This window comes from Methylobacterium sp. TK26 (assembly GCF_055361565.1).
In genome coordinates this window covers 688,920-713,381 of the sequence record NZ_CM143965.1, presented here as the reverse complement: position 1 = coordinate 713,381, position 24,462 = coordinate 688,920, and the positions used below count along the sequence as shown (strand labels likewise).

The following is a 24,462-nucleotide window of genomic DNA, read 5'->3' as shown; positions in this document are numbered from 1 at the left end:
GTGAAGACCGTGGTCCCGGATCGGGCCACGGTCCCGCGACGCCTCAGTGATGATGTCCCTTGCCGTGGTCCATCTCGCCGCCGGCGGCGCCCGGCGCCTTGGCGGCCAGGGCCTCGACGCTGAACGTCACCGGCACGGAGCCGGCCTTGGCGAAGGTCAGGGTGCCCTTCACGGACTCGCCCTTCTTCAGCGGATCCTTCAGGCCGAGGAACATCAGGTGGTAGCCGCCGGGCTTGAGCGTCACCGTCTCGCCCGGCTTCACGACGAGGCCGCTCTCCACCGGGGCCATCTTCATCACGCCGCCCTCCATGGACATGGAGTGGATCTCGACGCTGCCGGCCTCCGCGAAGGTGCCGCCGGTCAGGGTGTCGGGCTCGGACCCGGTGTTGGTGACGGTCAGGTAGCCGCCCGCGACCTTGGCGCCGTTCGGCGTCGCCCGCGACCAGGGCTGGCCGATCGTGAGGGAGCCGGCGGTGAAATCCTCGGCAGCGGCCGCGCCCGCCAGGAGCGGCGAAAGGCAGAGCAGCACGACTCGGGCGGTGGCACGCATGGATGGTCTCTCCGTAAGGGGTAGCCGCGCGGATGCGTACAGGTCGGCTCGCCGACGGGTCAACGCGCGTCAGGGTTGCGGGCTGCCCGGTGCGTGGGCATCCCGCTGGCCGAGGGTGGCCTTGGTGTCGCGGTAGCGCTCGATGCCCCGCGCCGCGTAGGCCCCGTCGCTCGGCACCACGGCGTCCGAGCCGAGGAGGTCGGCGGGGTCGTTGACCATCGCCGCGAGGTTGCGGCGGGTGGAGCAGCCGAGGGTCGGCTCGAAATCGTTGTCGTTGAGCGAGGGCTCGACGATGGCCAGCGACGGGCAGACCGGCGCCAGCGCGGCGAAGCGCGCGGCGATCACCTCCACCGAACCGGGCGGGCCCGATCCCGGCACGACGTGGATCTTCAGCGGGTCGACGCCCGCCCGCCGGGCGACCGCGATCACCGCCCGCAGGCTCCCCCTGTCCCGGCCATAGAGCGTGAGATGCAGGGCATCGAACCGCCCCCGCGCGGCCGCGCCGAGGGCGCCCGCGAGACGCCCCAGGGGGATGCCGCCGCGCCCGACGAGGATGCGGGTCGGCACCGCCTCGACGAGGATTTCCTGCCCGTCGCCGCCCGTCACCGGCGGCGGGAGGGTGACGGGCTTGCAGCCCGCGAGGGCGGACAGGGCGGCGAGCGCCGCGAGGGCGGTTCTCAGGGGGGCGCCGTTCATGGCACGCCGAGCCCCGCATCGCCCGTGAGCCCCACCGAACCCTTGCGCGGCGCCCGGCGTTTCGCGGGCGCCTTCGACTGGGTGTTGAGCAGGACGCGGCCGGCATCGGTCGGCGGCGCGAGCCGGTCCGTGGGGGCTTCGAGGGCCTGCGGGCCATAGGCCGCCCGCACGATGGTGGGGGTGACGATGATCACCAACTCGGTCTCCTCCTTCTGGAAGGCGCTCGAGCGGAACAGGGCCCCGAGGATCGGGATGTCCCCGATGCCCGGCATGGTGCCGATGTTGGTGCCGAAGGTCCTGCGGATGAGGCCGCCGATGGCGAAGCTTTGGCCACTCGCCAGTTCCACCACCGTGTCCGCCGAGCGCGTGGTGAGGCCGGGGATGTTCACCCCGTTCATTTCGATGCCGTTGGCCGGGGTGATCTCGCTCACCTCCGGCCGGACGTGGATGTTGATGAGGTTGTTCGACAGCACGGTCGGCTGGAATTCGAGGCTCGCGCCGAAGCGGCGGAACTGCACGGAGGTCTGGCCCAAGGCCTGCGCCACGGGGATCGGGATTTCGCCGCCCGCGAGGAAGCTCGCCTTCTCGCCGGAGATGGCGGTGAGGTTCGGCTCGGCGAGGATGGTCACGAGCCCCGATTCGGCCAGGGCGTCGAGGGTCGCCGACACGCTGTTGATGCCGTCGGAATAGCTGATGCCCAGGGAGTTGGTGCGCCCGGAGCTTCGCGTCTCGGACGCGGCGCCGCGCCCGCCCGAGACCACCGTGAAGCCGACCGCGCCCGCATGGGTGCGCGCGTTGATGTTGATGCCGAATTCCTTGAGCACGCTGCGGCGGACCTCCGCAACGCGCACCTGCAGGTTCACCTGCAAGGCCCCCGACACGCGCAGGCGGTTCGTCACGGTCGCACCCGCGCCGAGGAACTGGGCGGTGATCGCCTTCGCGCTCTCGACCAGGGCGGCATTGGGCAGGCTGCCGCTGAGCACCGCGCCGTTCGGCGTGTAGGCGACGTTGATCCGCTCGTCCCCGATCTCGGTGCGCAGGAGGCCGCGCAGATCCTCGATGGGCGGCGTCACCGCCACGCCGTACTCGGCGATGGGCTCGCCCAAGGCGTCGAGGGCGAACAGGCTGGTGTGCCCCGCCTTCTTGCCGAATACGAAGACGACCTGGTTCGACGGCGTCTGGATGTCGGCGATGGCCGGGTCCGCGACGAAGATCGAGCTGGCCGGGCGTGTGAGCCGCAGGGTTTGGCCCCGCGAGATGTTCAGGGCGATGTCCCCCCGCGCGGGCACCGCCAGCCCCCCATCGGGCGTCTCTGTTGGCCGCTCCGGCGGCGGGCCGCCGCCCCCCGAGGGCTGCTCGGGCTTTTCGGCCTTCGGATGCACCTTGATCGCGATGGCCACGCTCTCCCAGCCCGGCGTGGGGGCGGTGGGCGCGGGATCGGCGGCGGCTCCCGTCAGGAGGGCGAGGGTCAGGGCCGCGCATCTCAGGGCGAAGGCAGCCCCCCGCCCTCCGCCTGCTCCCACCATCCACATCGCCGACTGGGCCACTCCGATGCCTTGCATCCTTCACGGATCTTAAACGATTGCCGACGGGCATGTGTGGCGTATCGGGCACTGTTCGCGATGTAGTCGTGTTTATTGAGATGCCATTTCAGCGTAAGTTCAAGTAAGTTCGCGACAAGCGGGCAATCGGCGCGGCTATGCTACGCTCGATTGTGAGGTGCCAGCGTCAGTTCCACATCTGCAGGGCGATCTTGCCGGACGCTTGTTTAGGCAGCCCGATCAGCCAGTTTCCGTCGTAGCGTCGGGCGAAGCCGTCCTGGCCGGGGCCGGTGATCTCCCATCGCCCGGTCGCCACGGTCAGGCCGCTTTCGTTGAGGATGTCGTCGATCCGGACGCGGTAGTCCTGAAAGCCCTGAGCGCGAACGCCGTTGAAGTAGATGCGCAAGGCGGTCACGCCCGTCAGAATGGGGCGTCCCGGCGGGAAGACATGGGCGTCGGCGGCATAGTAGGCGACCAAGTCATCGATGCGCCCGGAATTGAAGGCGGTGCTCCAGCCGTTGGCCAAGGTCTGAATATTCGTCTTCATGGCCGGATCTCGCTTGCTGACGTGACGGAAGCCATTCCCGCAGGGTGAGCCCCCACGAGGATCGGCCAGAATACCCAATCCACCAGCGGGCAGGTCGGAGGGCGACCGGCATCGTAGGGCGACAGGCGGATCCGGTCGGGCTGCGGATAGTCGAGCACGAGGTGGTTCGCGCCCAGCCGCTTGGCGAGGACGGCGGAGCCGGCGACCACATCGACCCGGCGGTGGATGCCCTCGGCGGTGAACAGGTCCACCTGTGCCGGCGTACGCCGCGACGCCGCTGGGAAAGCCAGCGCGGGCATGTCGGCCATCGAGAAGATCAGGGTCCGCGGCGTGGCGATAGCCGCGAGATCCTTGAACCATGCCCCGCGCAGGGGCAGGCTCACGGGCTGTACCCGGAGCAGCCGCGCTGCAAGATTCGCGACGACCCCCAGACGTGGCTCGGGCCGCGCGCCCTGGTGCAGGAGCACGATGCGGTCGCAGGACCGGACCTGCGCGAGATGCGCCGAGAACTGGAACAGGACCGAGAAGACGCAGGCATGATGGACCGTGTCCACCCAGAGGGGGCCGGGCCTGTCGAGGCCGCTCGCATCGCCCAGTCGCAGGCTCCGCTCCACGCCCGTGCAATAGGCCTGGGCCTGGGCGAGCGACAGGCTGGGAAGCACCAGCGGTTCGAAGGCGAAGTCGATCGTGTTGATTGCCGCGCGCCGTTCCTCGGCCTCGGGCAGGCTGTCCAGGCCCTCCGCCGCGCGCAGCAAGAGCCCGTCGTGCCGCCCGGAACGGACCTCGGCGATCAGGCGGTCCCGCGTATGCCGGCTCGGCTCCGCCGCGAAGGCGCGCATCACGAGGGTGTCGAACCGTTCGGCCTGGAAGGCGGCGGTGGATACGGGCGCATTCATGATGGGGTGACCTCGAGGGCCGCCTCGCCGGCCAGCATCATGGCCCGATCGAACGGACGCCCGTGGAGGCGGCTCACTTTCTCCAGCACCACGGTCTGGGAAGCCCGCAGCGACTCCGGCGACTGTCGCTCGCCGGATTGCTTGGCGTCCACGGTGGCTTCCTCGGGGAGCCACTGGTCCTGCGTGACGACGCCCAGAGTCTTCGCACGGCTGAAGAGGTAATCGGCCGTGTTCCACTTCCAACTCGGGCAGGGCAACGCCGTATCGTCCGGGTTGTTGTAGATGAACCGATGCGCGCAGTGGCCGCCGCATAGGGGCAGGATCTTACACGCGGAGCAGATCGCGTTGTCGAAGGGCGTCCACTGCTCCCACAGGGTGGCGTTGACGCTCTCGTGCAGCGTGTCGGGCGTGAAGATGCTTCCCGTGCGCTTGGACGGATCGTGGGCCGTCTCCCAGCACTTGTGGACGTCGCCATTGCCCGCGATCACGTAGCCCCCCTTCGAGGCGGCGACGCACAGGCCCATGAAGCCGCTCGAGGGAGTCTGGATTCCGGCGAAGCCGAGTTCGCGCGCCCGGCCCTCCAGGGCCAGGACCTGCCGGTTGAACTCGGCCCGCGACAGCCGCTCCTCGAAGGCGCTGCCGCTCTCGGGAGTGGAGGCCTCGATCGGCGAGAAATACACGCCGAACCGGCCGCGCTGCGCGAGCCGCCGGGCGGCGAAATCGTCCAGCATGGCGGCGGCGCGGTCGACGTTGCTCTGTCCGACGTTGACCCGCGTCTGGATCGACAGGGCCGTGGTGTCGAGGGTCTGCTCGATGTTGTCGAGGATGCGGTCGAAGGTCCCCCCGCCGGAGGTCAGGGGGCGCATCGTGTCGTGGGTCTCGCGGTCGCCGTCGATGGTGACCTGCACCCATTGGACCCGGCGAGCATAGAGTTGGGCCGCCACCTCGGCGGTGAGGAACCACGCGTTGGAGACGATCCCGGCCCGGTAGGCGATGCCGTTCTTGTCGCAATAGGCGATCAGAAGATCGGACAGGCGGAAGATCGCATCCCGCCCCATCAGCGGTTCGCCGCCATACCAGACCACGTTCAGGGACTTGAGATCCCGACGAGACTTCACGAAATCGATGATCGCATCCTGCACCTCCGGCGTCATCTTCTTCGAGGGCTTGTGCTGGCCCTGGAAGCAGTATCCGCACGCGAAGTTGCAGGCCATCGTGGGCGCCACCGTCAGCGACAGGCTGTTGGGGGCATGCCGGGCCGATTCATACTCCGCCCGCACGACCGCCAACTCGTCGACGGCCTCGCTCACCACGTGGCCGCCGCCGATGAGCACCCGCAGCAGCAGGGGATCGGTGACGTGGTCATCGCCGAACACGCCCAGCCCCGCCAAGCCGGCATAGGCCGCGCTCTCCCCGGCGGAGAGGAGGATCAGGGAGCGTGTGCGGCTGTTGAACAGCAGGCTGGCTCCGTCGGCCAGCCGGACGGTGATGTCGTAGCGCGAGGTCCTGTAGCGTGCCGTCTCGCCGGCAGGCGGCGGCAGGCGGCGGAGGGTCTGCCGTGCGGCCGCTTCGAGAGCGTCGGCCTGTGGCGGGAGATCGGCGGTCGAAACCTGCGAATCTTTGGCGTCGAAATCGAGCATGGTTCCTCCTCAGGCGGCTTGCGCCCGTGCGGCCCGGGCCATGGCGAGCCGGTCCAGCGTGGTCTGTGCGAGTTCGGCGAGCAGATCGTTGCACAGGGCCAGGAAGGCCTCGGCGCGGATCTCGGCGTCGATGACGGGCTGCCCCGTCTCCGCGTCATGGGGCAGGCCGGAGAGCGTCAGAACCCGGCGGTTCATGACGGTCACCGTGAAATCACCCCGTCCGTTCAGTCCCGCGATGCGCAGGGCGAAGCGCCCGCCCAGCGTTTCGAGGTGGGCGGCATCGTAGAAGCGCGGGACCGCGCCATGCATCAGCGTCGCGAAGTAGGGAGCGCCGGCTCGACCGGGGGCGGTGCGCCAGGCGGGCTCGGCGAGAATCCAGGATTCCAGCTTTAGCCCGGTGACGAAACCCGCGAAGGCGTCCGGGTCCGAGACGTAACCGCGACCGGGGGCGGTGATCTCCGCGAGGCTGAGCCTCGCTGCGCTGTGTTGCTTGTCGATGATCAGCATGACGGCAGAAACGGAATGACGTTGATGAGGCAGCAGGAGAAGGGGTCGCCGTTCTTGACGTTGACCCCGCACGCGCCTCCCGCATCGACGGCACAGGCCCCGACATCGACTCCGCAGGCCTCTCCGCCAGCCTTCACGGCGCAGACCACGGCATCCGCACCGCAGACTCCCACGTGAGCGTCGGCGCCGCACATATCCGCGTTGGCCCCGCAGACCTCCGCCTCAGCATTCGCGCCGCAGACATTCGCGTCGGCCCCGCAGATCTCCGCCTCAGCATTCGCGCCGCAGGCATTCGCGTTGGCCCCGCAGATCTCCGCCTCAGCATTCGCGCCGCAAACTCTCGCCGCCTCACCGCAGATCTCGGCGACGGCGTCCACGCCGCACGCCCCCACATTGGCGCCGCAGGCGACGGCTTCGACGTCCGCGCCACACAGCCTGGCATCCGCGCCGCAGGTCCCGACGGTGACGTCCGCACCGCAGGCCCCCACGTTCGCGCCGCACGCACCCGCTTGCGCGTCCACGCCGCAGACCCCGATATCCGTACCGCAGGCGACAGCCTGGACGCTCGCCCCGCCGAGCTTCACGTCGACGCCGCAGGTCGCCGGCATGCTGGTCTTCGCGGCACAGATGCTCGCGTCCACGCCGCAGAGCTTGCCCATGCCGAACTTCGTTCCGCACATACCGAAGTTCGCCCCGCATGCGCCGGCGCCGCCCACGTTCTCGCCGCAGACCGATGCCTTCGCGCCGCAGGCCGATAAGTAGCCAGCATTCGCGCCGCAGGCGCCGGCGTCGGCTCCGCAGAGGGTGAGCGCCCCGGCATTCGCGCCGCAGCCGCTCATCTTGAGGCCACAGGCCGTGTCGACCCCGCCCTTCGCGCCGCAAGCCCCGGCATCGGCTCCACAGAAGCTGTCCATGCCGACATCCGTTGCACAGATGCCCAGCTTGGCTTCGCACGCTGTCTCCGCGGCGGCTTTGACGGCGCAGACGAGATCCATGGCTGCCGCGCAGGAAGTCAAGGTTCCGGCATTGGCGCCGCACGCGAAGCTCTGCTTCATCGCGCAGGTCGAGTGGCTGCTCTCCTTCGCTCCGCAGAGGGAACCGTGAGTCTTGTGTTCGACGCCGGCCTCACCGGACGGCAGCATGTCCGCGCCGCAGATACTTGCGTTCGCCAGCGTGGACGACCAACTCTCCTGCGACTTCGGCAGGTCCGCGCCACAGGGCGGCAGAACAGTGCCAGCAGGCAGACGCGGCGAATCGATTTTGACCGCCATGTTTCTTTCGCTTCTTCGATGAGAGCAATCGGATTCGACACCGGCCTTCAGCGGACGAGGTCAATGTCAGGACCCATAGGTCGCTGACCTGACGTCCATCTGACTGAATCTTTGCTCTCGCCGGGGGGGCTCCCGCTCGGCTCCCTTCGATCAGCCGATCCCGCCATTCGTTCGAGCCGTCAGGTTTACGAAAGCTTGCATTCCTACATCCCGCGTTGAGCTGGAGGTATCCAGGGCTGAATGCCGCTCGGACGACCATGTCCGGGAAGTGACTTTCGGCGCGCCCCGAGATTTGGCTGGCTCCCGAACCAATGAATGACAGAGGGAATCATGATAGATAATGTAAATTCGTCGGGATCTACGGTAGCGGCGGCGTCAACGGCCGACAATACGGTCCAGGCAGCACAATTTCAGAATGCTTTTGTGGCGGCCCAGAGTGCTGGCGCGCATGCTGCCCCCGTGGATCCTTTCTTGGGGCGTATTGCCCAAACCATCGATCCGCAGGAGAAGCTGGCGCTCATCGATGGCTTCGCGGCTGGCTAAGCGGCGGCCTCTCAGAGCACAACCACATCGTACACGCCTCAAGCCGAGGTCGCCCAGGCCGCCCATCAGACCAGCGCCTCACAGAGCAGCCCTGCGGGCCTCATGAACGGTTACAAGGAGCTGGCAGGCCAAGTCGCCGATTCGACCCTGCCGGCAACGCAGAAGAACTCCATGCTCGACAACATCGCCGGGCAGATGGAATTTATTCGGGATGCCAATCCCCCGGCCGGCAACAACCAACAGCATTCCACGAATACGAATGTGGCGCCTGCCGCGAGCCAGGTGGCGAACAATCAGGTCGCCACGGAGGCCCCTGCGACCACGGAGGCCAAGAGCCGTGATTCGTCGAACGGCGTCTGGACGAGCGACGTGAAGGACGGGGCTGGCGAAATCCACCTCGGCAATCATTACACCCTCAAGATCGCCGAAAAAGATGAATCGGTCATGCTAGTGAATAACTTCACTGGCCAGAAGACGAATATCTGGGGCGATCCCCACGTTGACTTCGGGGCTGATGGCAAGAATGAGGTCGACTTCCACAAGGGGATGAGCCTCCAACTGGCGGATGGTATCAAGATCACCCTCGATACGATCGGAAATGGCGGTGATAAGACCTACACGTCGAAGCTCTTGATCACCCAGGACGACAAGGCCATGGAAGTGTCCGGCATCGCCGGCGATATCGACGGCAAGAACAACCTCACGGTCCGGCAGTCCGACGATGGGGTCGCGCTCGACCGACGGACCCTCGATGGCGCCTTTACGTTTGTCGAGGACGAGAGCAGCAAGACCTGGAAGACCCCGGGCGGTCACGATATCACCCAACAATACATCAATGAATCGGAGCATAACTGGGACGGAACCAGCGATGAAAAAAAAAATGAGTTAGAACTTCATCCTCTTGCCTGGTTATAGCGCCGTCGTCGCAAGTCGACACGGGCGTCGGGACGGGACGGCTCAGCCGTTCCGTCCCTTTTTTTAAGCTGTGAAGTCCGCATTTCAAATCCAATGCCGGCAAAACACATCAGCACGTGTATTCGTAGGCTCTTTCCGCGCAAACTTTTTCTAAAACGTTAACAATCCGACACATATGCCGCGTATCGCGAGGCTTGTTACGGGGCCAATTCCGGCATTCCTGGGCTGCAACAACTAGACGTTGCTCGGACAATCCATGAGAGTCTTGATCGTTGACGTCGACCGTGCTTGCACGAAGTCGATTGCGGATGCATTGCGCGGCAAGGGTTTCGTCGTCGATACTGTGCGGACAATCGACGCCGCGCGGGATGCGACGGGTGTCGCCCCCTACGATGCGATCCTCACCGAACGGGTTCTGCCGGATGGCGACGGTCTCGACTGGGTCCGCGAGCAGCGCCGGGCGGGGAGCACGGCGCCGATCCTGATCGTCACCGCCGAGCGCGGTGCGGTCTGGCACCGTGTCGAGGGGCTGAACGCGGGGGCGGACGACTACATCCTCAAGCCGATCCCCATGGACGAGCTGGTGGCCCGCATCCGCGCCGTCCTGCGCCGGCCCGCCTCGACGCTGGGATCGGTCCTGCGGGCGGGGAACGTGGAGTTCGATTCCGTGATCCGGGAGGTCCGCATTGCGGGCAAGCGGATGCGCCTGCCGCGCCGGGAGACCTGCATCCTCGAGATGTTGATCCGCCGGGCCGGCAAGACCGTGACGAAGGGGGTCCTTGAGGAAGGCCTCTACAGCTTCGAGGATGACGTGTCCTCCAACGCCATCGAGGTCGGCATCTACCGTCTGCGCAGCCATCTCCAGGGGGCGGGGGCCACGGCGAAGGTTCGCACCGTGCGCGGCACCGGCTACGTGCTGGAGAGCGAGGACGATGCGCCGATCCAGATTCCCAAGGCGGTGGTTCTGGCGGCGAAGGTCGCGGCCGCCTTGTCGTCGCGGAATGACGGCGCCTTTCCCGTCAGCGCGGGCTCGGGCGCAGCCATGCCGAAGCCGGAGGCGCAGGTTGCCGCCCTCGCTGCGGCCCTCGCCCTGAGCATGACCCAGTTCAGCTGACGACGCGCGGCCTCAACCGGCCGCGAGCGCCTCGTGCCGTCCCGGCCGCACGAGGCTGATCGAACTCACCGGACGCACGGAGAACTCTTCGGCAAGGTCCTGATACGACAGGACCGGAATGTCGATGCCGTTGCGGGAGAGGAACCCGCGCACGAAGCGGCGGAGATCGAGGGCAGCCAGCACCACGGGGCGCCCGATTTCGGCTTCACCGGTCCGGTGGGCGGCCTTCTCCTGGAACGCTCGCATCTGCGAGAGCAGCGCTTCGGAGGCGTGGTCTTCGAGGACGAGATACGGGCCGACGGCGGTGTCGCGCACGGCGGAGCGGATCGTCTCCTCGGCCTCGCGCTCGAAGACATAGGCCGCGACCACCTTGTGCGCGTTCGCGTGCCGGTAGCAGATCTGCCGTTTCAACCCGGTGCGCACGTATTCCGCGAGGAGAAGCGGATTGGCCTCGCGCTCGCCCCACTCGGCGAAGGCTTCGAGCAGCAACCGCGTGTTGCGAACGGGAATCCCCTCTTCGACCAGACGGCGGATCACCTCCGCGATGCGCGGGACCGGAACGGAGCGTAGAACCTCCTTCACGAGGTCGCCGTAGCCCGCCTCCATCCTGGCGAGGAGGGTGCGCGTCTCCTGGATGCCGACGAACCGGCCGGTGTAGCGGACGAGGACGCTGCGCAGGCGCGTGCCGACGCCCCCCCCGGCATCGAGATAGCCGATGCCGGCCTCATCGAGGCTCGCCCGGTGGGCGGCCTCGATCCAGATCGGCCCCTCCGCGCCCGCCTCCCTGGTGTGAGGGATGCCGGACAATTCGAGGTTGGCGAAATCGTCGGCGAACAGCAACTGGCCGGGGAGGATGTGGCCGCTCTCCACGGGGACGCCCTCGATATCGATGCGGAAGTCGCCCTCGGCCAGGTCGGGGTCGACCGTGGACCCCACCTCGGGGATCGCCACGCCGAGATCGGTGGAGGCCGCCGCACGCAGACGCGCGATGGCGCGGGTGAGAGCCGCCGTGCCGATCTCGGCGATGAGGCTGGGCGCGAGGTGCATCATGACGGGAGCGACTTCGGCCGGCAGGGCGGGTTTCGTCACGCGCGCGGGCTCCTCGACGATCTCGGCTTCTGCGGCCGAATTCTTCTTGGGCGTGAGCCAGACGCTCGCCGCCGCGAACAGGCAAGCGAGGATCAGGAAGACCGGCGTGGGAAAGCCGGGCACGGCCGCCATGCCCAGCAGCACCGCCGCCGCGAGGCGCAGCGCGCGGGGATCGGAGATGAGCTGATCCGCGATGTCGGCGGTATGGCGATCGAGTCGATTGCGGCGGGTCTCGGCGGGGCGATGCCCGCGCCCGGTGGCGCGTCTCAAACGAGCAGCGCGGAGGCTTTCGAGGCCTTCCGGCCGGCGCCCCCCGAGGCGCCCGCGCCCGTGCCCGCGCAGACGGCCCGGCTCGGCGGCCCGGCGGAGGCGTCGCTGCGCCCGCGGATCGTGACGGAGGTCAGCGCGTCGCCGCCCATCGACGGCCTCTCCCTCGGCCACCATGTGCTCGACCGGCTCGACACCCTGCAGCGGGGCGCCGCCGCCACGGCCCTCCCCGGCCCGCCCGGCGAGGGCGGGGGGCCGAGCTTCGATGGGATGATGGACCAGCTCCGGCAGATGAGCGGCCAGGTGGTGCAGGTCTCCCTCGTCACGAAGACCACGAGCAGCTTCACCGGCTCGCTCAACAAGCTCCTGTCCTCCGGTTGAGCGCATGGCGATGACGCGACCGACCGGTTCCGGCCGAACCCGGCACCTGCGCCGGGCCACGCTGCTCGTGGCGCTGGCGCTGGCGCTCGGCGCCTGCAAGACCGACCTCTACACCAAGCTCTCGGAGCGCGAGGCCAACGAGATGGTCGCGCTGCTCCTCGACCGGGGGATCGACGCCGCCCGCATTGGCGTGAAGGACGGAACCAGCACCGTCCAGGTGGAGCAGACCCGCTTCGCCCAGGCCGTCGAGATCCTGAAGGCGGCCGGCTACCCGCAGCCGAGTTTCGCCAGCATGGGCGAGGTCTTCAAGGGCGGGGGCCTCGTCGCCTCGCCCACGGAGGAGCGGGCGCGCTACATCTACGCCCTCAGCCAGGAGCTCTCGAAGACCGTCTCCGGCATCGATGGCGTGCTCTCCGCGCGGATCCATGTGGTCCTGCCGAGGAACGACCTGCTGAAGCAGGATTCCACGCCCTCCTCCGCTTCCGTCTTCATCCGCTACGACCAAGCGGTGCCGGTGAGGGCGCTGCTGCCGCAGATCAAGATGCTGGTGGCCAACAGCATCGAGGGGCTGAACTACGAGAAGGTCTCGGTGGTGTTCGTTCCCGTGGAGCGGCCCCCGATCGACCACGAGGCGCCCCTGCGGGAGCGCCCCGTGGGGGGGCTCGATCCGGTCCTCGTCCTCGCCCTCGCGGCCGGGGCGGTGATCCTGCTCGCCCTCGCGGGCGGCGCCTTCTGGTTCCTTCGCCGCCGCAACCGTGCGGAGGGCCCCCAGCTCGACGCTCCCCCGGTGCAGGGTTTGATCGCCGATGCGAGCGGTTGAGACGATGCGGATCCATCCGGACCGGGTACGCGCCACCCTCCACGGGGGGCTGAGCGATGCCACCATCGCCCGCCTCCTCGCCTGCGCGCGGTTGAACGAGCGCTTCGACGCCTGGTTCGGCACCGGCCCGGTGGGAGCGGGGGACGCGCCCGCATGGCTCCTCGCCGACCCTGCGGAGGCCGTGTGCCGGGCGGGGGCGATCCTGCACGGACGGGCGATCCGGAGCGTTCTCACGGGACCGGACGTGGCGGCCCTGGTGGCGGCGATCGGGCGGGAGGCCCATGCCCTCGGCCTGCGCCACGGGGCGGAGGCGACCGCCCGCGATCACGGCGGCGACCTCGCGGGGGCGATCCGCCGCGACGGCGCGGCCTGCCTCGACGCGTGGCTGCGGACCCGTGCGGCGCCGTTGCGCGCCGCGATCCTCCTGGCGCTGCCCCCCGGGCTGGCCGGCGCGGAGCCCTCGGACGCCGTCGACGCGGAGGCGGTGATGGAGGCGGTCGCGCGCTCCTTCACGCCGCAAGGGGATGCGAAGGCCGGTTCCGGTGTCTGACGATTCCCCCACACCCCCGCGCCTGCGTCCCGACGGCCCGATCCTGAAAGCTGCCGAGGTGGCGATCTGGGGCGAGGCGGAGGCGGCGCTCGTCGCCGCGCGGCAGCACGCCACGCAGGCCAGGGAATGGGCCCGCGATCTCCTCGAGACGGAACGGGCGCGCGGCCATGCGGAGGGGCGCGCGGCGGGGGCCGAGGAGGCGGCACGCCTCCTGGCCGAGACCGCGACCCGCGCGACGGACTACATCGCGGCCCTGGAGCGAGACCTGCCGACCCTCGTCCACGACCTCGTCGCCCGCATCCTCGGCGAGTTCGAGCCGGGGGAACGCATCGCCCGCGTCGTCGGTCACGCGGTGGAACGGCTTCGCCCCGATGCCCAGGCGGTGCTGCGCTTCGCCCCCGGCGAGGCCGATGCGGTGCGCAAGGCCCTGGAAGGGCTCGGCGGCCACGCCCTGCGGATCGAGCCCGATCCCAGCCTCGCCCCCGGCGAATGCACCCTGCGGAGCGCGGTCGGCCGGGTCGAACTCGGCGTCGAGGCGCAATTGCGGGCCCTGCGCGACGGGCTCCTCCGGGCGGAGGCGCGGCCGTGAGCGAGCGGGGCCCCACCGAAGGCGGGCTCGCGGAGGCCCTGCCCCGCCTGCGCGCGGCCGTTGCCGGCGTCGACACGCGCCCGGTGCGCGGGCGCATCGTCTCGGCCATCGGCACGGTGATCCAGGCGGTGGTGCCCGGCGTCCGCATCGGCGAATTGTGCCGGCTGGAGGATCCCGCCGGCGACACCCGCCTGGAGGCCGAGGTGGTCGGCCTGACCGACGAGGCCGCGATCCTGACGCCCATCGGGGCCATCGAGTCCCTGTCCGCCCGCACGGAGGTGGTGCCGACCGGCCGGATGGTCGAGGTGCCGGTGGGTGAGGCCCTCCTCGGGCGCATCCTCGACAGCCGGGGGCGGCCCCTCGACGACGGCGCCTCCCTGGCCGGCTGCCGGACCCGCTCCCTGCGCGGCACCGCGCCGAACCCGCTCAAGCGGCAACTCATCGCGCGGCCGATGCCCCTCGGCGTGCGCGTCATCGACGGCCTGCTCACCGTGGGCGACGGGCAGCGCCTCGGGATCTACGGCGAGCCCGGCGGCGGCAAGTCCTCGCTGATGGCGCAGATCGTGAAGGGCGCGCAGGCGGACATCTGCGTGATGGCGCTGATCGGCGAGCGCGGGCGCGAGGTGCGCGAATTCGTGGAGCGCCATCTCGGGGCGGAGGGCATGGCCCGCAGCGTCCTCGTGGTGGCGACCTCCGACCGGTCGGCCATCGAGCGGATGCAGGCCGCCTACGCCGCCACCGCCATCGCCGAGCATTTCCGGGACGAGGGCCGGCGCGTCATCCTGCTGATGGATTCGGTCACGCGCTTCGCCCGGGCGCTGCGCGAGATCGGGCTGGCGGCGGGGGAGCCTCCGACGCGGCGCGGCTTCCCGCCCTCCGTCTTCGCCAGCCTGCCGGGGCTGATGGAGCGGGCGGGGCCCGGGGAGACGGGCTCGATCACCGCCTTCTACACCGTCCTCGTGGAGGGCGACGGCGGGGGCGACCCGATCGCGGAGGAGACGCGGGGCATCCTCGACGGGCACATCGTGCTCTCCCCGAGCCTCGCCGCGCAGAATCACTACCCCGCCGTCGACGTGCTGGTGAGCCGGTCCCGCGTGATGGGCGCGGTGGCCGCGCCGGAGCACGTGAAGGCCGCCGGCCGGTTCCGGCAATTGCTCGCCCGCTACCAGGAGGCCGAATTCCTCGTGCAGGTCGGGGAATACAAGTCCGGCTCCGACGCCATCACCGACAAGGCCATCGCCCGGATCGAAGACCTGCGCGGCTTCCTGCGCCAGGGCGAGCACGAAACCACCGCCTTCGAGGAGAGCGTCGCGTGGATGCAGCGTCTCGTCGCGTGAGGCCGGTCGATCTGGCCCGGCTCCAGACCCTGCGGAGCCGCCGGGAGGACGAGGCGCGCCGCGCCGTCCGCGCCGGCGTCGCCGCGCGGGAGATGGCGCAAGCGGAGTCCCTGCGCGCCGGCCGGGAGGCCGAGGCCCGGGAGGCCGAGCGCCTGGAGAACGAGCGGGCGCTCCGGGCCAAGCTCGACAGCGCCTCCCTCGGCCTGACCGCCCTCATGGAGGCCCGCCTGCGGATCGCGGGATGGGCCGATGAGGTCGCGAAGGCCCATGGGCGGGTGAGAGAGCGCGCGGCCGATGCCGAGGCCGCCACCACGGTGCTGAAGCAGGCCCGCGCCCGCCACGCCGCCCGGATGGGCGAGGCGAAACGGTGGGAGCGGGTCCGCACCCGCATCCTGTCGGCACGCCGGGCGGCGGCGGAGCGGGCCGAGGAAGCCGCCGCCGAGGACGACACCCTGGACCGGCTCGGGGCCGCGCGCGTGCGCCGATGAACGCTGGTCCCTCCCCCCGGCGCTACGCGCCCCGCACGCGGATCGATCCGGCGGCGGTCGCGGCGATCAACGTGGCCGCGCGGCCCCGCGACGGCCTCTCCGCAATGATCGAGGGGCTGGCCCTGCGCCTCGCCCCCGCCGGAGTCGCGGACGAGCCCGCCCCGTCGCCGGAGGACACCGAGATCACCCTCGCCGTCGCGGAGGCGGACACGCTCACCCTGCGCCTGCCGGGGGCGATCCTCGACCGGCTCGCGCGGGCGGTGCAGGCGGACCTCCCCACGCTGCCGCCGGGGCCGGCGGGCCTCTTCCTCCTCGAACTCGCCCTCGCCCCCCTCCTCGACGCCGCCGAGGGCATCGCCGCCAGGACGCTCCGCGTGAAGGCCGTGGCCCCCGCCGCGCGCCGGTCCGGCACGGTGGCGCTGCGCCTCGACGGGGCGCTGGACGGCGCGGCCTTCACGGCCTCCCTCGCGCTGCCGCCCTCCGGCGCGGCGACGGACGCGGTGCTCGCCCTGCTGCAAGGGCTGCCGAAGCGGGATGTCCCGGTGCCCGAGATCGGCCTGCCCCTCGCCTGGGAGGCCGGCATCACGCGGCTGAGCGCGGGGCAGATCGCCGGGCTCAGCCCCGGCGACGTGGTGCTGCCCGACCTCTGGCATCCGAAGCGGCGGGCGATCCGCCTCGTCCTCGGCACCACCCATGCCGCGATGGCGGTGGCGGACGGCCGGTCGGCCTCATGCTGATCCTGCCGGTCTTCACCCGCGCGGAACTGGGCAACCTGCTGCGGATGGCCTTCGCCTTCGCCCTGGCCCTGCCGGTCATCGGCACGGCGGGGCTCGTGCCGGCCGACCTCTCGGCCGCGAGCCTCACCCTCATCGGGCTCAAGGAGCTCTTCGTCGGGCTCGTCATCGGCTACCTGATGGGTGCGCCGTTCTGGGCGATCCAGGCGGTCGGCGAATTGATCGACAGCCAGCGCGGCATCTCGAACCCGGCGGGGCCGAGCGATCCCTCGTCGAAGTCGCAATCCTCGGCGATGAACCTGCTCCTCGGCCTCCTGGCGATCACGATCTTCGTCGCCGCCGACGGAATGAACCTCGTCGTGGACATCCTCTACGGCAGCTACACCCTCTGGCCGGTCGGCAGCGCCCTGCCCGGCTTCGCCTCCGAACGCGACGCGGCGGACGAGGTCGGCCGCATCGTGGACCACGTGCTGCGCGTGGGGCTCACCGTCAGCGGGCCGGTGATCGGGCTGATGCTGCTGCTGGAATTGTGCGTCGCGCTGCTCGGGCGGATCGCGCCCTCGCTCCACCTCGGCGAGCTGGGGGCGGTGCTGAAGAACGCGGCGTCGGTGGCGTTCCTGCTCGTCTACGCCCATGCGCTGTTCCACTACGTCGGGGGCGAGGTCGCCACCACGCGGGAGCTTGCCGCGCGACTCGGGCAGTTCCTGCGGTGAGCGGCGGATCGAGCGAGGAGAAGAACCACCCCGCGAGCCGGAAGAAGATTCAGGACGCGCGCAAGAAAGGGCAGGTCGCCAAGAGCCGCGACCTCGTCGGCGCCCTGACCCTCACCGCCGCCGCGATGCTCCTCGCCGGCCAGTCCGGGAGCCTGACCGAACGCCTGCGCGACGCGATGCGGCAGGCCCTGCGCCTCCAGAACGCGCCCTTCGCGGAGGCGCTTCCGCAGGTCGCGGCGAACCTCGCCGACCTCGCGGCGATCACCCTCCTGCCCCTGCTCGGCCTCATCTTCGTGATGGTCGTCCTGGCCAGCGTGCTCGCGACGCAGGGCGTGGTCATCTCCCTCGATCCGCTCAAGCCGAAGTTCTCGAAGCTCAACCCGATCAAGGGGCTCGCCGGGCTGTTCGCCGCGAAGGCGCTGGTGGAACTCGGCAAGGGCCTGCTCAAGGCGCTGATCCTCGGGGCGGCGCTGTTCACGATCGTCCTGGAGACCGTGCGCTTGCTCCCGCTCCTGCCGGCCTGCGGCATGCCCTGCATCGGTTCGCTCATCGCGGCGAACGCGACGTCCCTCCTCCATACCGGGGCCGGGATCTCCCTCGCCGCCGGCCTCTCGGACGTGCTGATCCAGCGCTGGCTGTTCCTGCGCGATATGAAGATGAGCAAGAGCGAGGTGAAGAAGGAGCACAAGGATCAGGAGGGCGATCCGCATGTGCGCAACGCCCATCGCCGCCATCGCCAGGAGGCCGCGTCGCTCCCCCGCACCGGGCTGGACCGCGCGACGATCCTGATCCGCGGACGCGGCGTGGTGGTCGGGTTGCGCTACGTGGCGAGCGAGGGCACCGCGCCGGTCATCGTCTGCCGCGCCCGCAACGAGCGGGCCGACGCGATGCTCGCGGCCGGGGCAGAGCTGCGCATCCCCACCGTGGTGGACGAATGGCTCGCGGTCTCCCTAGCGAAGAAGGTCCCGCCCGGCATGATCCTGCCGAACCGCTTCTTCGACCGGGCGGCGCAGGCGATCTACGCCACCATGCAGACCTGACGTCCTGCCCGCTCACCCAAGGCCAAGCTTGTCTCTTGCGGAACACTTGCGGAACGCCTAACGTGTTCGCGATTTGTTTCTTTGCGCCCGGCGCCCCTTTGCGAGACCCGACCCATGCTCACCCGCAAGCAGCTGGACCTCCTGCGCTTCATCCAGCAGCGGATGCAGGAATGCGGCGTGCCGCCGTCCTTCGATGAGATGAAGGATGCCCTCGATCTGAAGTCGAAATCCGGCATTCACCGCCTCATCACCGCCCTGGAGGAGCGCGGCTTCCTGCGCCGCCTGCCGAACCGGGCGCGGGCGATCGAGGTGATTCGCCTCCCCGACGCCCTGGGGCGCGGGGCGGAAGCCGCCGAGGCGGCCGCTGCCGCCGCGCCGGAGCCCCGGCGCTTCACCCCGAGCGTGGTCGAGGGCGGCCTTGCGAAGCTGCCGCCGGCCGCCGCGCCGCAGCCGCGGGCCTATGAAGAGTTCCGGGGCGTCGCCATCCCGGTCATGGGTCGCATCGCGGCGGGCACGCCCATCGCGGCGATCCAGAACCAGAGCCACACCGTCACCATGTCGCCGGACTTCCTGGCCGGCGGCGAGCATTACGCTCTTGAAGTGCGCGGCGATTCGATGGTCGAGGCCGGCATCCTCGACGGCGACCTCGTGGTGATCCGCAAGCAGGAGACCGCCAACACCGGCGACATCATCGTCGCCCTGATCGACGACGAGGAGGCGACCCTCAAGCGCCTGCGCCGGCGCGGCTCCTCCATCGCCCTCGAAGCGGCGAACCCCGCCTACGAGACCCGCGTCCTCGGGCCCGACCGGGTGCGGATCCAGGGCCGGCTCGTGAGCCTCGTCCGCCGCTACTGATCCGCCGGGGGCTCCGGCTCCCGGGTGGATCGCCAGGGTGGGGCGCGACGCGCCTCATGGGCATAGGTCGGGACCAGGGTGCCGCCGCCGAGGCTGAGCGACACGGCGCCCCTCTCCGCGAGGCGACGCCGGTCGATGACGAGGGGCGCCGCGCAATCGGGCGGGGCCTTCAGCGCGCTGACGATGACGACGGCGCGGGCGCAATCCTCGGGGAAGGCCCGCCGGTCCTTCACCAGGGCGACGGCTCGCCCGTCCGGCAGGCGGGCTGTGCAGCCGAGGCGGTCGCAGCGGCCCGGCGGGGGCGCCGCGAGGAGGTCGCCGGCCCGGCGCCCGTCGCCATCGGCCTTCAGCCATTGTTCCAGCACGAAGGCCGGCGGCTTGCCGAGTACCATGAGGCGCCCGTCCGCCCCGCGGAAGGCCGCCCCCGCACCCTGGCGGTCGATGTAGAGATCCTGCCGCTGCGGCAGGGCGGCAAAGGCCAGCCCCGCCAGGGCCGGCAGCAGGGCGAGGCGGCGCAGGGGCGAGACCGGCAGGGTCGCGACGAGCAGCGCCGCCGCCAGCAGCAGCAGGGCCCCCGTTCCGAAGGCCGGCACCACGAGGACGGAGCGGCCGAACCCGGCGATCCAGTCCGAGATGGCGAGCATCCCCGCCACCGCCTGCCCCATGATCCACCAGACCGGCCGGTCGAGGGCGAAGGGATAGGCGAGCGTCCCGAGGACGGCGCAGGGCATCACCACCAGCGAGACGAGTGGCAGCGTCAGCGCGTTGCCGAGCACGCCGAAGGGCTGCACCGTCTGGAAATGGTAGGTCGCGAAGGGGGCGGTCGCGATTTGCGCGACGAGGGTCGTGGTGAGCGTGCCGACGACGGCCCTGGCGAGGAGCCCGAGGGCCCGCCCGAGGCGCCCCGCCCCGGGGGTGAGGAAGAGCCGTCCGTCGATGAGCCGGGCGCAGGCGACGAGGCCCGCCACCGCGCCGAAGGACATCTGGAAGCTCGGCCCGAGCAGCGCCTCGGGCTCCCGCGCGAGGCAGATGAGGGCGGCCAGCGCGAGGTTGCGCATCGAGAGGGCGGGCCGGTCCACGAGGATCGCGCCCAGCATGATCAGCGTCATCACGAGGCTGCGCTCGGCGGCGATGTCCCAGCCGGAGAAGGCGCAATAGGCGGTGACGCCCGCCATGGCGGTGCCGGCCGCGATCTTCTTCACCGGCCAGAACAGGGCGCAATGGGGCACGAGGGCGAGGAGCGCCCGGACGAGCCAGAACACGACGCCCGCCGCCAGCACCATGTGCAGGCCGGAGATCGAGACGACGTGGTTGCGAGTTGGCCGGCATAAAAAGTCGAGAACGGCCCGGTGTTCTAGCTTGGCATCTTCGCATCCAGCGGAATGCTTCAGGCCCGTTTGCCCAAGCAACGTGAGCGTCGCACGAACGCTGCGTTCACGCTGGGAGCTAGTGAACCTGCCGCTTGGACCGGGCAGCCCAACTTCAACACGACGGGCGTGGCGGCAAGTTGGAACTGTACGCTACGCTTGTCGGATGTTCGTCCTACCTACGTTGGTCCGGCCAGCGCGAGCGGCGGTCAGCTATTCGACTTTTCGTCCGGTGTCATTGAGTCCAAGACCGCGAGGGCTTCGCGAAGCCGCTCACGGGCTTCCTCCACCCGGGCGAACGCAATCCGGTCCCGTCGCCCGACGGAGGCGAGAAATGCTTCGAGCATTTCGGGGCAATGTTGGACAAGGCTGCGGAAATGGTGGCCCCGCGGGGCGCAGGTTCCGGAGAACCAGTTCTTCACGGTCCGCTCGCCGGCCCCGGTCCATCGTGCGACTTGCTTGACCGATGCCGGGCGTTCGCCCGGCGCACCTCTAAGCACCGTAGACACCATCGCGGCAAACGAGACCTCGTCTTCGCCCCGAAGGAACTTGCCCGTCTTCGGAAAGGACATTCCACGCTCCTGTGCCTAGCTACGCCAAGACGCGGATTTTGGCCGGTGTCCCGGCTGCAAGGTTGCTAGGGAGCGGGGCGTGGGTCTGGGTAGGACAAGGGGCAACTCAGGAGACGAGGCCGCCCCGGCGGTCGCCTACGTGCGCATGTCGACCGATCTCCAGCGATACTCGACCGAGAACCAGCTGGAACGCATCCGCCGCTTCGCTGAGGCTCGGGGCTTCGAGATCGTCAGAACCTATGAGGATGCCGGGCGCAGCGGCCTAACCATGGATGGACGCGAGGCGCTGCAGCGGCTGATGGCTGACGTCACGTCTGGCGCCCCCGATTTTCAGGCCATCCTCGTCTACGACGTGAGCCGATGGGGACGCTTCCAGGACGCAGACGAGGGAGCCTACCACGAACATGTATGCCGCCGCGCCGGCATTACCGTGCACTACTGCGCCGAGCAGTTCGACAACGACGGCAGCATCGGCTCCACCCTGCTCAAAGCGGTAAAGCGCGTGATGGCGGGGGAGTACAGCCGTGAGCTGTCAGTCAAGGTCTTCGCCGGCCAGTGCAGACTGGTCCAGCGCGGCTATCGGCAGGGCGGGATGGCTGGCTACGGCCTACGGCGGCTCCTCGTCGACGAGCATGGGGGCGTCAAGGCCGAACTCGCGCAAGGTGAGCGGAAGAGCCTTCAGACTGACCGCGTCGTCCTCGTCCCCGGCCCGGAGCACGAGGTGGCGACGGTACGGCGCATGTACTGCTTGTTCACGTCCGGCGTAGGCGAGCGCGAGATTGCCGATGGGCTCAACCGCGACGGTATCGCAACGGACCTCGGTCGTGCTTGGACGAGGGGCACAGTCCACCAGGTACTTACGAACGCAAAATACGTCGGCGATAACGTCTTCAACCGCGTGTCCTGCAAGCTGAGGCAGCGCCGGACCGCGAACGACCCCTCGCTGTGGGTTGTAGCCAAGGGCGCCTTCACGCCCCTGGTAGAAACCCATGTCTTCGAGCGCGCCAGGGCCATCGTCGAGGAACGATGCCGCCGGTTCGATGATGGGGAACTGCTGGCCCTGCTGACGGAACTGCTGCGCGCCACGGGGGCCCTTTCGAGCCTCGTCATCGACGAGCGCGACGACATGCCATCGAGCAGCGTCTATAGGCGCCGCTTCGGGAGCTTGCTGCGGGCCTACCGGCTCGTTGGCTACGCACCGGACCGCGACTACCGCTATCTAGAGGTCAACCGTCGCCTGCGCTCCCTTCACCCCGAAGTGGTTGCGATGATCGTGGCGGGGCTGGAAGGCGCAGGGGGCGAGGTCCTCCGCGATCCAGCGACGGATCTGCTTACGTGCAACGGCGAGTTCACCGCCTCGGTTGTGATCGCTCGGTATCAAGAGACCGCGGCCGGCTCAGCGCGATGGCGGATACGCCTTGATGCTGGCATCGCCCCCGACGTCACCGTCGCCGTGCGCATGGGGCCGGAGAACGCCGCGCCGCTCGACTACTACGTCCTGCCGCGCATCGACATGATGGAGCCGCGCCTGCGCCTTGCGGAGTGGAACGGGCTCTTGCTCGACGGCTACCGATTCGACGACCTCGGATTCTTCTTCTCGCTGGCCGCCAGGGCCACGCTTACGGAGGCGGCATGATGGAGGAAGTGGTCAGCAGGCGGGTCGCCATGATCCCGATCGACAGAATCACAGTGCTTAATCCTCGTGCCCGCGAGAAGCGCAAATTTAGGGAAATCGTCGAGAACATCGGCGCAGTGGGCTTGAAGCGCCCGATAACCGTCACTCGCATTCCGTCGGGTGACGGATCCGCAGCCTATGGTGTCGTGTGCGGCGAGGGGCGCCTCAAGGCTTGTGTCGCCCTCGGGCAGACAGAGGTCGCTGCCGTGATTGTAGAGGCCAGCGAGCAGGACTGTCTGGTTATGAGCTTGGTTGAGAACTGCGCCCGGCGGCAGCACCGCCCCGCGGACCTCCTCCACGACGTCGGAACCATGCGCAAGCGCGGCTACTCTGACGCTCAGATCGCGGCCAAGATCGGATGCACGCAGCAGTGGGTCAACATGGTCGGTGGCCTGATCGAGCGGGGCGAGGAACGCCTCCTTGCCGCGGTCGAGAACGGCGTCCTACCGCTGAGTGTCGCCGCGGAAATCGCGCGGACCGACGAAGAGGGTATGCAAGGCCTTCTCACGCAGGCCTACGCTGAGGGGAAGCTATCTGGTGGCAAGCTCGTCAAGGTGCGCCGCCTCCTTGATGCCCGTAGCAGACGGGGGCGCAAGGCTGACGACAACCCCTATGGCAAGAAGCAGCAGCCTCGGCGTCCAACCTCGACTGCCGCACTGCTACGCGTCTTCCAGCAAGAGGCTGACCGTCAGCGGGTCTTTGTAAAAAAGGCCGAGGTTACGCAGTCCCGGCTGATGTTCGTGGTCGAGGCCCTGCGTCGGCTCAAGGAGGACGGAAACTTTGTAACCCTGCTCTGCACCGAACGCCTCGACAGCATGCCGGCCGACCTCGACGCCCGCGTCTCCCGGAGGCTGGCATGAGCGCGGTCGAGAAACGGAACTTTATACTTGGGTTCGAGCCCGAGTTGCTCGTCGTGCCAGTCGCCGCGCTGATGCCAGTCAAGACGCTGCGGCCAACGTTGAAGGCGAGCCACAAGTACGCTCAGATAGCCCAATCCATCCGGGAGATCGGCCTAGTGGAGCCGCCAGTCGTCGCCCGCGATCCCGCAACCCCGGGCCGTTACCTCCTCCTCGATGGCCACCTTCGGGTGGAGATCCTCAAGGACGAGGGCCGGACCGACGTCGAGTGCCTTGTGTCTACGGACGACGAGGCTCTGACCTACAACCGTAGCGTCAACCGGATCTCACCGGTGATGCAGCGAGCCATGATCCTGCGGGCCTTGGAGCGGGGCGTGCCAGAGGCGAAGATCGCCGCCGCCATGTCCCTGGAGGCGGCCAGCGTGAAGCGGCGCGTGAAGATGCTCGACGGCATCTGCGCCGAGGCCGTTTCGCAGCTCAACGATAGGCACTGTCCACTCTCAGTGTTCGACATCCTTCGGAAGATGAAGCCACTGCGCCAGATGGCCGCCGCCGAGTTGATGGTCCAGCACAACAATTTTAGCGTGGCCTACGCGTCCGCCATACTGGCTGGCACCCCGCTAGCGGATCTCGTCGTCGGTTCGAAGCCGACACCCAAGAATGTAACCCCGGCCGCGATGGCGCGGCTGGAGCGGGAGCTGGACAACCTACAATCAGCCGTAGGCGAAGTGCAGGAGTCGTTCAGTCGAGACAACCTGCACCTGACGGTCGCCAAAGGATACCTGAAGAAGCTACTCGCTAATCGTTCGATGTATCGATTTCTGACAGACAGCTATCCGGAACTGCTGGAGCAGTTCCAGACGATTGCGGACGTAACGTCGACCCTGCCTGCAGATACAGCGGCTTAA

The 24,462-nt window shown here is 69.2% G+C and carries 26 protein-coding genes and 1 pseudogene; 16 read left to right on the top strand and 11 right to left on the bottom strand.

Annotated elements, in window-relative coordinates; translation table 11 throughout:
* Positions 1-43: 43 nt before the first annotated feature.
* The 8 genes from ACXJ1Y_RS03590 to ACXJ1Y_RS03555 form a co-directional block, all read right to left on the bottom strand.
* Positions 44-550, bottom strand: a complete 507-nt coding sequence (locus ACXJ1Y_RS03590) for a copper chaperone PCu(A)C (protein WP_463848791.1) — start codon at positions 548-550, stop codon at positions 44-46.
* 69 nt (positions 551-619) lie between these two features.
* On the bottom strand, positions 620-1,246 hold the full coding sequence (locus tag ACXJ1Y_RS03585; protein ID WP_463848790.1) for a CpaD family pilus assembly lipoprotein: 627 nt from the start codon (positions 1,244-1,246) through the stop codon (positions 620-622).
* A complete protein-coding gene (locus tag ACXJ1Y_RS03580; protein ID WP_463848789.1) occupies positions 1,243-2,808 on the bottom strand; it encodes a type II and III secretion system protein family protein in 1,566 nt (521 codons plus the stop codon). The genes ACXJ1Y_RS03585 and ACXJ1Y_RS03580 overlap by 4 nt, the downstream gene beginning before the upstream one ends.
* Before the next feature lie 166 nt (positions 2,809-2,974).
* A complete protein-coding gene (locus tag ACXJ1Y_RS03575; protein ID WP_463848788.1) occupies positions 2,975-3,334 on the bottom strand; it encodes a YybH family protein in 360 nt (119 codons plus the stop codon).
* Positions 3,331-4,230 carry a hypothetical protein gene (locus tag ACXJ1Y_RS03570; RefSeq protein WP_463848787.1) on the bottom strand — a complete coding sequence of 300 codons (900 nt, stop codon included), beginning with the start codon at positions 4,228-4,230 and terminating at the stop codon, positions 3,331-3,333. The genes ACXJ1Y_RS03575 and ACXJ1Y_RS03570 overlap by 4 nt, the downstream gene beginning before the upstream one ends.
* A complete protein-coding gene (locus tag ACXJ1Y_RS03565) occupies positions 4,227-5,870 on the bottom strand; it encodes a radical SAM protein (RefSeq protein WP_463848786.1) in 1,644 nt (547 codons plus the stop codon). Before ACXJ1Y_RS03565 ends, ACXJ1Y_RS03570 begins: the two co-directional genes overlap by 4 nt.
* A 9-nt stretch (positions 5,871-5,879) precedes the next feature.
* Positions 5,880-6,377: a hypothetical protein gene (locus tag ACXJ1Y_RS03560; RefSeq protein ID WP_463848785.1), complete on the bottom strand. Its 498-nt coding sequence runs from the start codon at positions 6,375-6,377 to the stop codon at positions 5,880-5,882.
* Positions 6,371-7,648: a hypothetical protein gene (locus tag ACXJ1Y_RS03555; RefSeq protein WP_463848784.1), complete on the bottom strand. Its 1,278-nt coding sequence runs from the start codon at positions 7,646-7,648 to the stop codon at positions 6,371-6,373. The genes ACXJ1Y_RS03560 and ACXJ1Y_RS03555 overlap by 7 nt, the downstream gene beginning before the upstream one ends.
* Before the next feature lie 315 nt (positions 7,649-7,963).
* Here ACXJ1Y_RS03555 and ACXJ1Y_RS03550 point away from each other — a divergent pair, with 315 nt between their 5' ends.
* From ACXJ1Y_RS03550 to ACXJ1Y_RS03540, 3 genes are all read left to right on the top strand, one after another.
* Positions 7,964-8,191: a hypothetical protein gene (locus ACXJ1Y_RS03550; protein ID WP_463848783.1), complete on the top strand. Its 228-nt coding sequence runs from the start codon at positions 7,964-7,966 to the stop codon at positions 8,189-8,191.
* A gap of 102 nt (positions 8,192-8,293) precedes the next feature.
* Complete coding sequence (locus ACXJ1Y_RS03545) at positions 8,294-9,106, top strand: DUF1521 domain-containing protein (RefSeq protein ID WP_463848782.1); 813 nt, start codon at positions 8,294-8,296, stop codon at positions 9,104-9,106.
* A 256-nt stretch (positions 9,107-9,362) separates the two neighbouring features.
* Positions 9,363-10,220: a response regulator gene (locus tag ACXJ1Y_RS03540; protein WP_463848781.1), complete on the top strand. Its 858-nt coding sequence runs from the start codon at positions 9,363-9,365 to the stop codon at positions 10,218-10,220.
* A gap of 12 nt (positions 10,221-10,232) precedes the next feature.
* Here ACXJ1Y_RS03540 and ACXJ1Y_RS03535 read toward each other — a convergent pair whose 3' ends face one another.
* Positions 10,233-11,579, bottom strand: a complete 1,347-nt coding sequence (locus tag ACXJ1Y_RS03535; RefSeq protein WP_463848780.1) for an FHIPEP family type III secretion protein — start codon at positions 11,577-11,579, stop codon at positions 10,233-10,235.
* 60 nt (positions 11,580-11,639) lie between these two features.
* Here ACXJ1Y_RS03535 and ACXJ1Y_RS03530 point away from each other — a divergent pair, with 60 nt between their 5' ends.
* The 10 genes from ACXJ1Y_RS03530 to lexA all read left to right on the top strand — a co-directional run bounded on the left by ACXJ1Y_RS03530 (position 11,640) and on the right by lexA (position 19,083).
* The gene (locus ACXJ1Y_RS03530) at positions 11,640-11,957 is read left to right on the top strand and encodes a nodulation protein NolB (RefSeq protein ID WP_463848779.1); all 318 of its coding nucleotides are present in this window, start codon (positions 11,640-11,642) and stop codon (positions 11,955-11,957) included.
* 10 nt (positions 11,958-11,967) lie between these two features.
* Positions 11,968-12,777, top strand: coding sequence for a type III secretion system inner membrane ring lipoprotein SctJ (gene sctJ, locus ACXJ1Y_RS03525; protein ID WP_463848778.1), 810 nt, complete (start codon positions 11,968-11,970; stop codon positions 12,775-12,777).
* A 4-nt stretch (positions 12,778-12,781) separates the two neighbouring features.
* On the top strand, positions 12,782-13,327 hold the full coding sequence (locus ACXJ1Y_RS03520) for a nodulation protein NolU (RefSeq protein ID WP_463848777.1): 546 nt from the start codon (positions 12,782-12,784) through the stop codon (positions 13,325-13,327).
* Positions 13,320-13,916, top strand: coding sequence for a type III secretion system stator protein SctL (gene sctL / locus ACXJ1Y_RS03515; protein WP_463848776.1), 597 nt, complete (start codon positions 13,320-13,322; stop codon positions 13,914-13,916). Before ACXJ1Y_RS03520 ends, sctL begins: the two co-directional genes overlap by 8 nt.
* Positions 13,913-15,253: a type III secretion system ATPase SctN gene (gene sctN, locus ACXJ1Y_RS03510; protein ID WP_463848775.1), complete on the top strand. Its 1,341-nt coding sequence runs from the start codon at positions 13,913-13,915 to the stop codon at positions 15,251-15,253. The genes sctL and sctN overlap by 4 nt, the downstream gene beginning before the upstream one ends.
* Positions 15,229-15,741 carry a hypothetical protein gene (locus ACXJ1Y_RS03505; protein ID WP_463848774.1) on the top strand — a complete coding sequence of 171 codons (513 nt, stop codon included), beginning with the start codon at positions 15,229-15,231 and terminating at the stop codon, positions 15,739-15,741. Before sctN ends, ACXJ1Y_RS03505 begins: the two co-directional genes overlap by 25 nt.
* Positions 15,738-16,478: a hypothetical protein gene (locus ACXJ1Y_RS03500; RefSeq protein WP_463848773.1), complete on the top strand. Its 741-nt coding sequence runs from the start codon at positions 15,738-15,740 to the stop codon at positions 16,476-16,478. Before ACXJ1Y_RS03505 ends, ACXJ1Y_RS03500 begins: the two co-directional genes overlap by 4 nt.
* On the top strand, positions 16,472-17,188 hold the full coding sequence (gene sctT, locus ACXJ1Y_RS03495; protein ID WP_463848772.1) for a type III secretion system export apparatus subunit SctT: 717 nt from the start codon (positions 16,472-16,474) through the stop codon (positions 17,186-17,188). Before ACXJ1Y_RS03500 ends, sctT begins: the two co-directional genes overlap by 7 nt.
* Entirely contained in the window at positions 17,185-18,228 is a 1,044-nt protein-coding gene (locus ACXJ1Y_RS03490; RefSeq protein WP_463848771.1) for an EscU/YscU/HrcU family type III secretion system export apparatus switch protein, read from the top strand. Before sctT ends, ACXJ1Y_RS03490 begins: the two co-directional genes overlap by 4 nt.
* A gap of 114 nt (positions 18,229-18,342) precedes the next feature.
* The gene (lexA, locus tag ACXJ1Y_RS03485; protein WP_243956382.1) at positions 18,343-19,083 is read left to right on the top strand and encodes a transcriptional repressor LexA; all 741 of its coding nucleotides are present in this window, start codon (positions 18,343-18,345) and stop codon (positions 19,081-19,083) included.
* Here the strand turns inward: lexA and ACXJ1Y_RS03480 are convergent.
* Positions 19,077-20,393, bottom strand: a pseudogene (locus ACXJ1Y_RS03480) (ComEC/Rec2 family competence protein); the annotation flags it as partial. The gene lexA and the pseudogene ACXJ1Y_RS03480 sit on opposite strands and share 7 nt — an antisense overlap.
* Before the next feature lie 266 nt (positions 20,394-20,659).
* Positions 20,660-21,022, bottom strand: a complete 363-nt coding sequence (locus tag ACXJ1Y_RS03475) for a hypothetical protein (protein WP_463848770.1) — start codon at positions 21,020-21,022, stop codon at positions 20,660-20,662.
* Positions 21,023-21,101: 79 nt separating this feature from the next.
* Between ACXJ1Y_RS03475 and ACXJ1Y_RS03470 the strand changes: the two genes are divergently transcribed.
* From ACXJ1Y_RS03470 to ACXJ1Y_RS03460, 3 genes are read left to right on the top strand one after another with little or no spacing between them, the layout of a single operon-like run.
* Entirely contained in the window at positions 21,102-22,658 is a 1,557-nt protein-coding gene (locus ACXJ1Y_RS03470; protein WP_463848769.1) for a recombinase family protein, read from the top strand.
* Entirely contained in the window at positions 22,655-23,557 is a 903-nt protein-coding gene (locus ACXJ1Y_RS03465) for a plasmid partitioning protein RepB C-terminal domain-containing protein (RefSeq protein WP_313901544.1), read from the top strand. Before ACXJ1Y_RS03470 ends, ACXJ1Y_RS03465 begins: the two co-directional genes overlap by 4 nt.
* The gene (locus tag ACXJ1Y_RS03460) at positions 23,554-24,462 is read left to right on the top strand and encodes a plasmid partitioning protein RepB C-terminal domain-containing protein (protein ID WP_463848768.1); all 909 of its coding nucleotides are present in this window, start codon (positions 23,554-23,556) and stop codon (positions 24,460-24,462) included. Before ACXJ1Y_RS03465 ends, ACXJ1Y_RS03460 begins: the two co-directional genes overlap by 4 nt.

Excerpts from the sequence above, each read along its gene's own strand:
- ACXJ1Y_RS03590 (WP_463848791.1), bottom strand. The coding sequence starts at position 550 with ATGCGTGCCACCGCCCGAGTCGTGCTGCTCTGCCTTTCGCCGCTCCTG.
- ACXJ1Y_RS03585 (WP_463848790.1), bottom strand. The coding sequence starts at position 1,246 with ATGAACGGCGCCCCCCTGAGAACCGCCCTCGCGGCGCTCGCCGCCCTG.
- ACXJ1Y_RS03580 (WP_463848789.1), bottom strand. The coding sequence starts at position 2,808 with ATGCAAGGCATCGGAGTGGCCCAGTCGGCGATGTGGATGGTGGGAGCA.
- ACXJ1Y_RS03575 (WP_463848788.1), bottom strand. The coding sequence starts at position 3,334 with ATGAAGACGAATATTCAGACCTTGGCCAACGGCTGGAGCACCGCCTTC.
- ACXJ1Y_RS03570 (WP_463848787.1), bottom strand. The coding sequence starts at position 4,230 with ATGAATGCGCCCGTATCCACCGCCGCCTTCCAGGCCGAACGGTTCGAC.
- ACXJ1Y_RS03565 (WP_463848786.1), bottom strand. The coding sequence starts at position 5,870 with ATGCTCGATTTCGACGCCAAAGATTCGCAGGTTTCGACCGCCGATCTC.
- ACXJ1Y_RS03560 (WP_463848785.1), bottom strand. The coding sequence starts at position 6,377 with ATGCTGATCATCGACAAGCAACACAGCGCAGCGAGGCTCAGCCTCGCG.
- ACXJ1Y_RS03555 (WP_463848784.1), bottom strand. The coding sequence starts at position 7,648 with ATGGCGGTCAAAATCGATTCGCCGCGTCTGCCTGCTGGCACTGTTCTG.
- ACXJ1Y_RS03550 (WP_463848783.1), top strand. The coding sequence starts at position 7,964 with ATGACAGAGGGAATCATGATAGATAATGTAAATTCGTCGGGATCTACG.
- ACXJ1Y_RS03545 (WP_463848782.1), top strand. The coding sequence starts at position 8,294 with ATGAACGGTTACAAGGAGCTGGCAGGCCAAGTCGCCGATTCGACCCTG.
- ACXJ1Y_RS03540 (WP_463848781.1), top strand. The coding sequence starts at position 9,363 with ATGAGAGTCTTGATCGTTGACGTCGACCGTGCTTGCACGAAGTCGATT.
- sctJ (WP_463848778.1), top strand. The coding sequence starts at position 11,968 with ATGACGCGACCGACCGGTTCCGGCCGAACCCGGCACCTGCGCCGGGCC.
- ACXJ1Y_RS03520 (WP_463848777.1), top strand. The coding sequence starts at position 12,782 with ATGCGGATCCATCCGGACCGGGTACGCGCCACCCTCCACGGGGGGCTG.
- ACXJ1Y_RS03500 (WP_463848773.1), top strand. The coding sequence starts at position 15,738 with ATGAACGCTGGTCCCTCCCCCCGGCGCTACGCGCCCCGCACGCGGATC.
- sctT (WP_463848772.1), top strand. The coding sequence starts at position 16,472 with ATGCTGATCCTGCCGGTCTTCACCCGCGCGGAACTGGGCAACCTGCTG.
- lexA (WP_243956382.1), top strand. The coding sequence starts at position 18,343 with ATGCTCACCCGCAAGCAGCTGGACCTCCTGCGCTTCATCCAGCAGCGG.
- ACXJ1Y_RS03475 (WP_463848770.1), bottom strand. The coding sequence starts at position 21,022 with ATGTCCTTTCCGAAGACGGGCAAGTTCCTTCGGGGCGAAGACGAGGTC.
- ACXJ1Y_RS03465 (WP_313901544.1), top strand. The coding sequence starts at position 22,655 with ATGATGGAGGAAGTGGTCAGCAGGCGGGTCGCCATGATCCCGATCGAC.
- ACXJ1Y_RS03460 (WP_463848768.1), top strand. The coding sequence starts at position 23,554 with ATGAGCGCGGTCGAGAAACGGAACTTTATACTTGGGTTCGAGCCCGAG.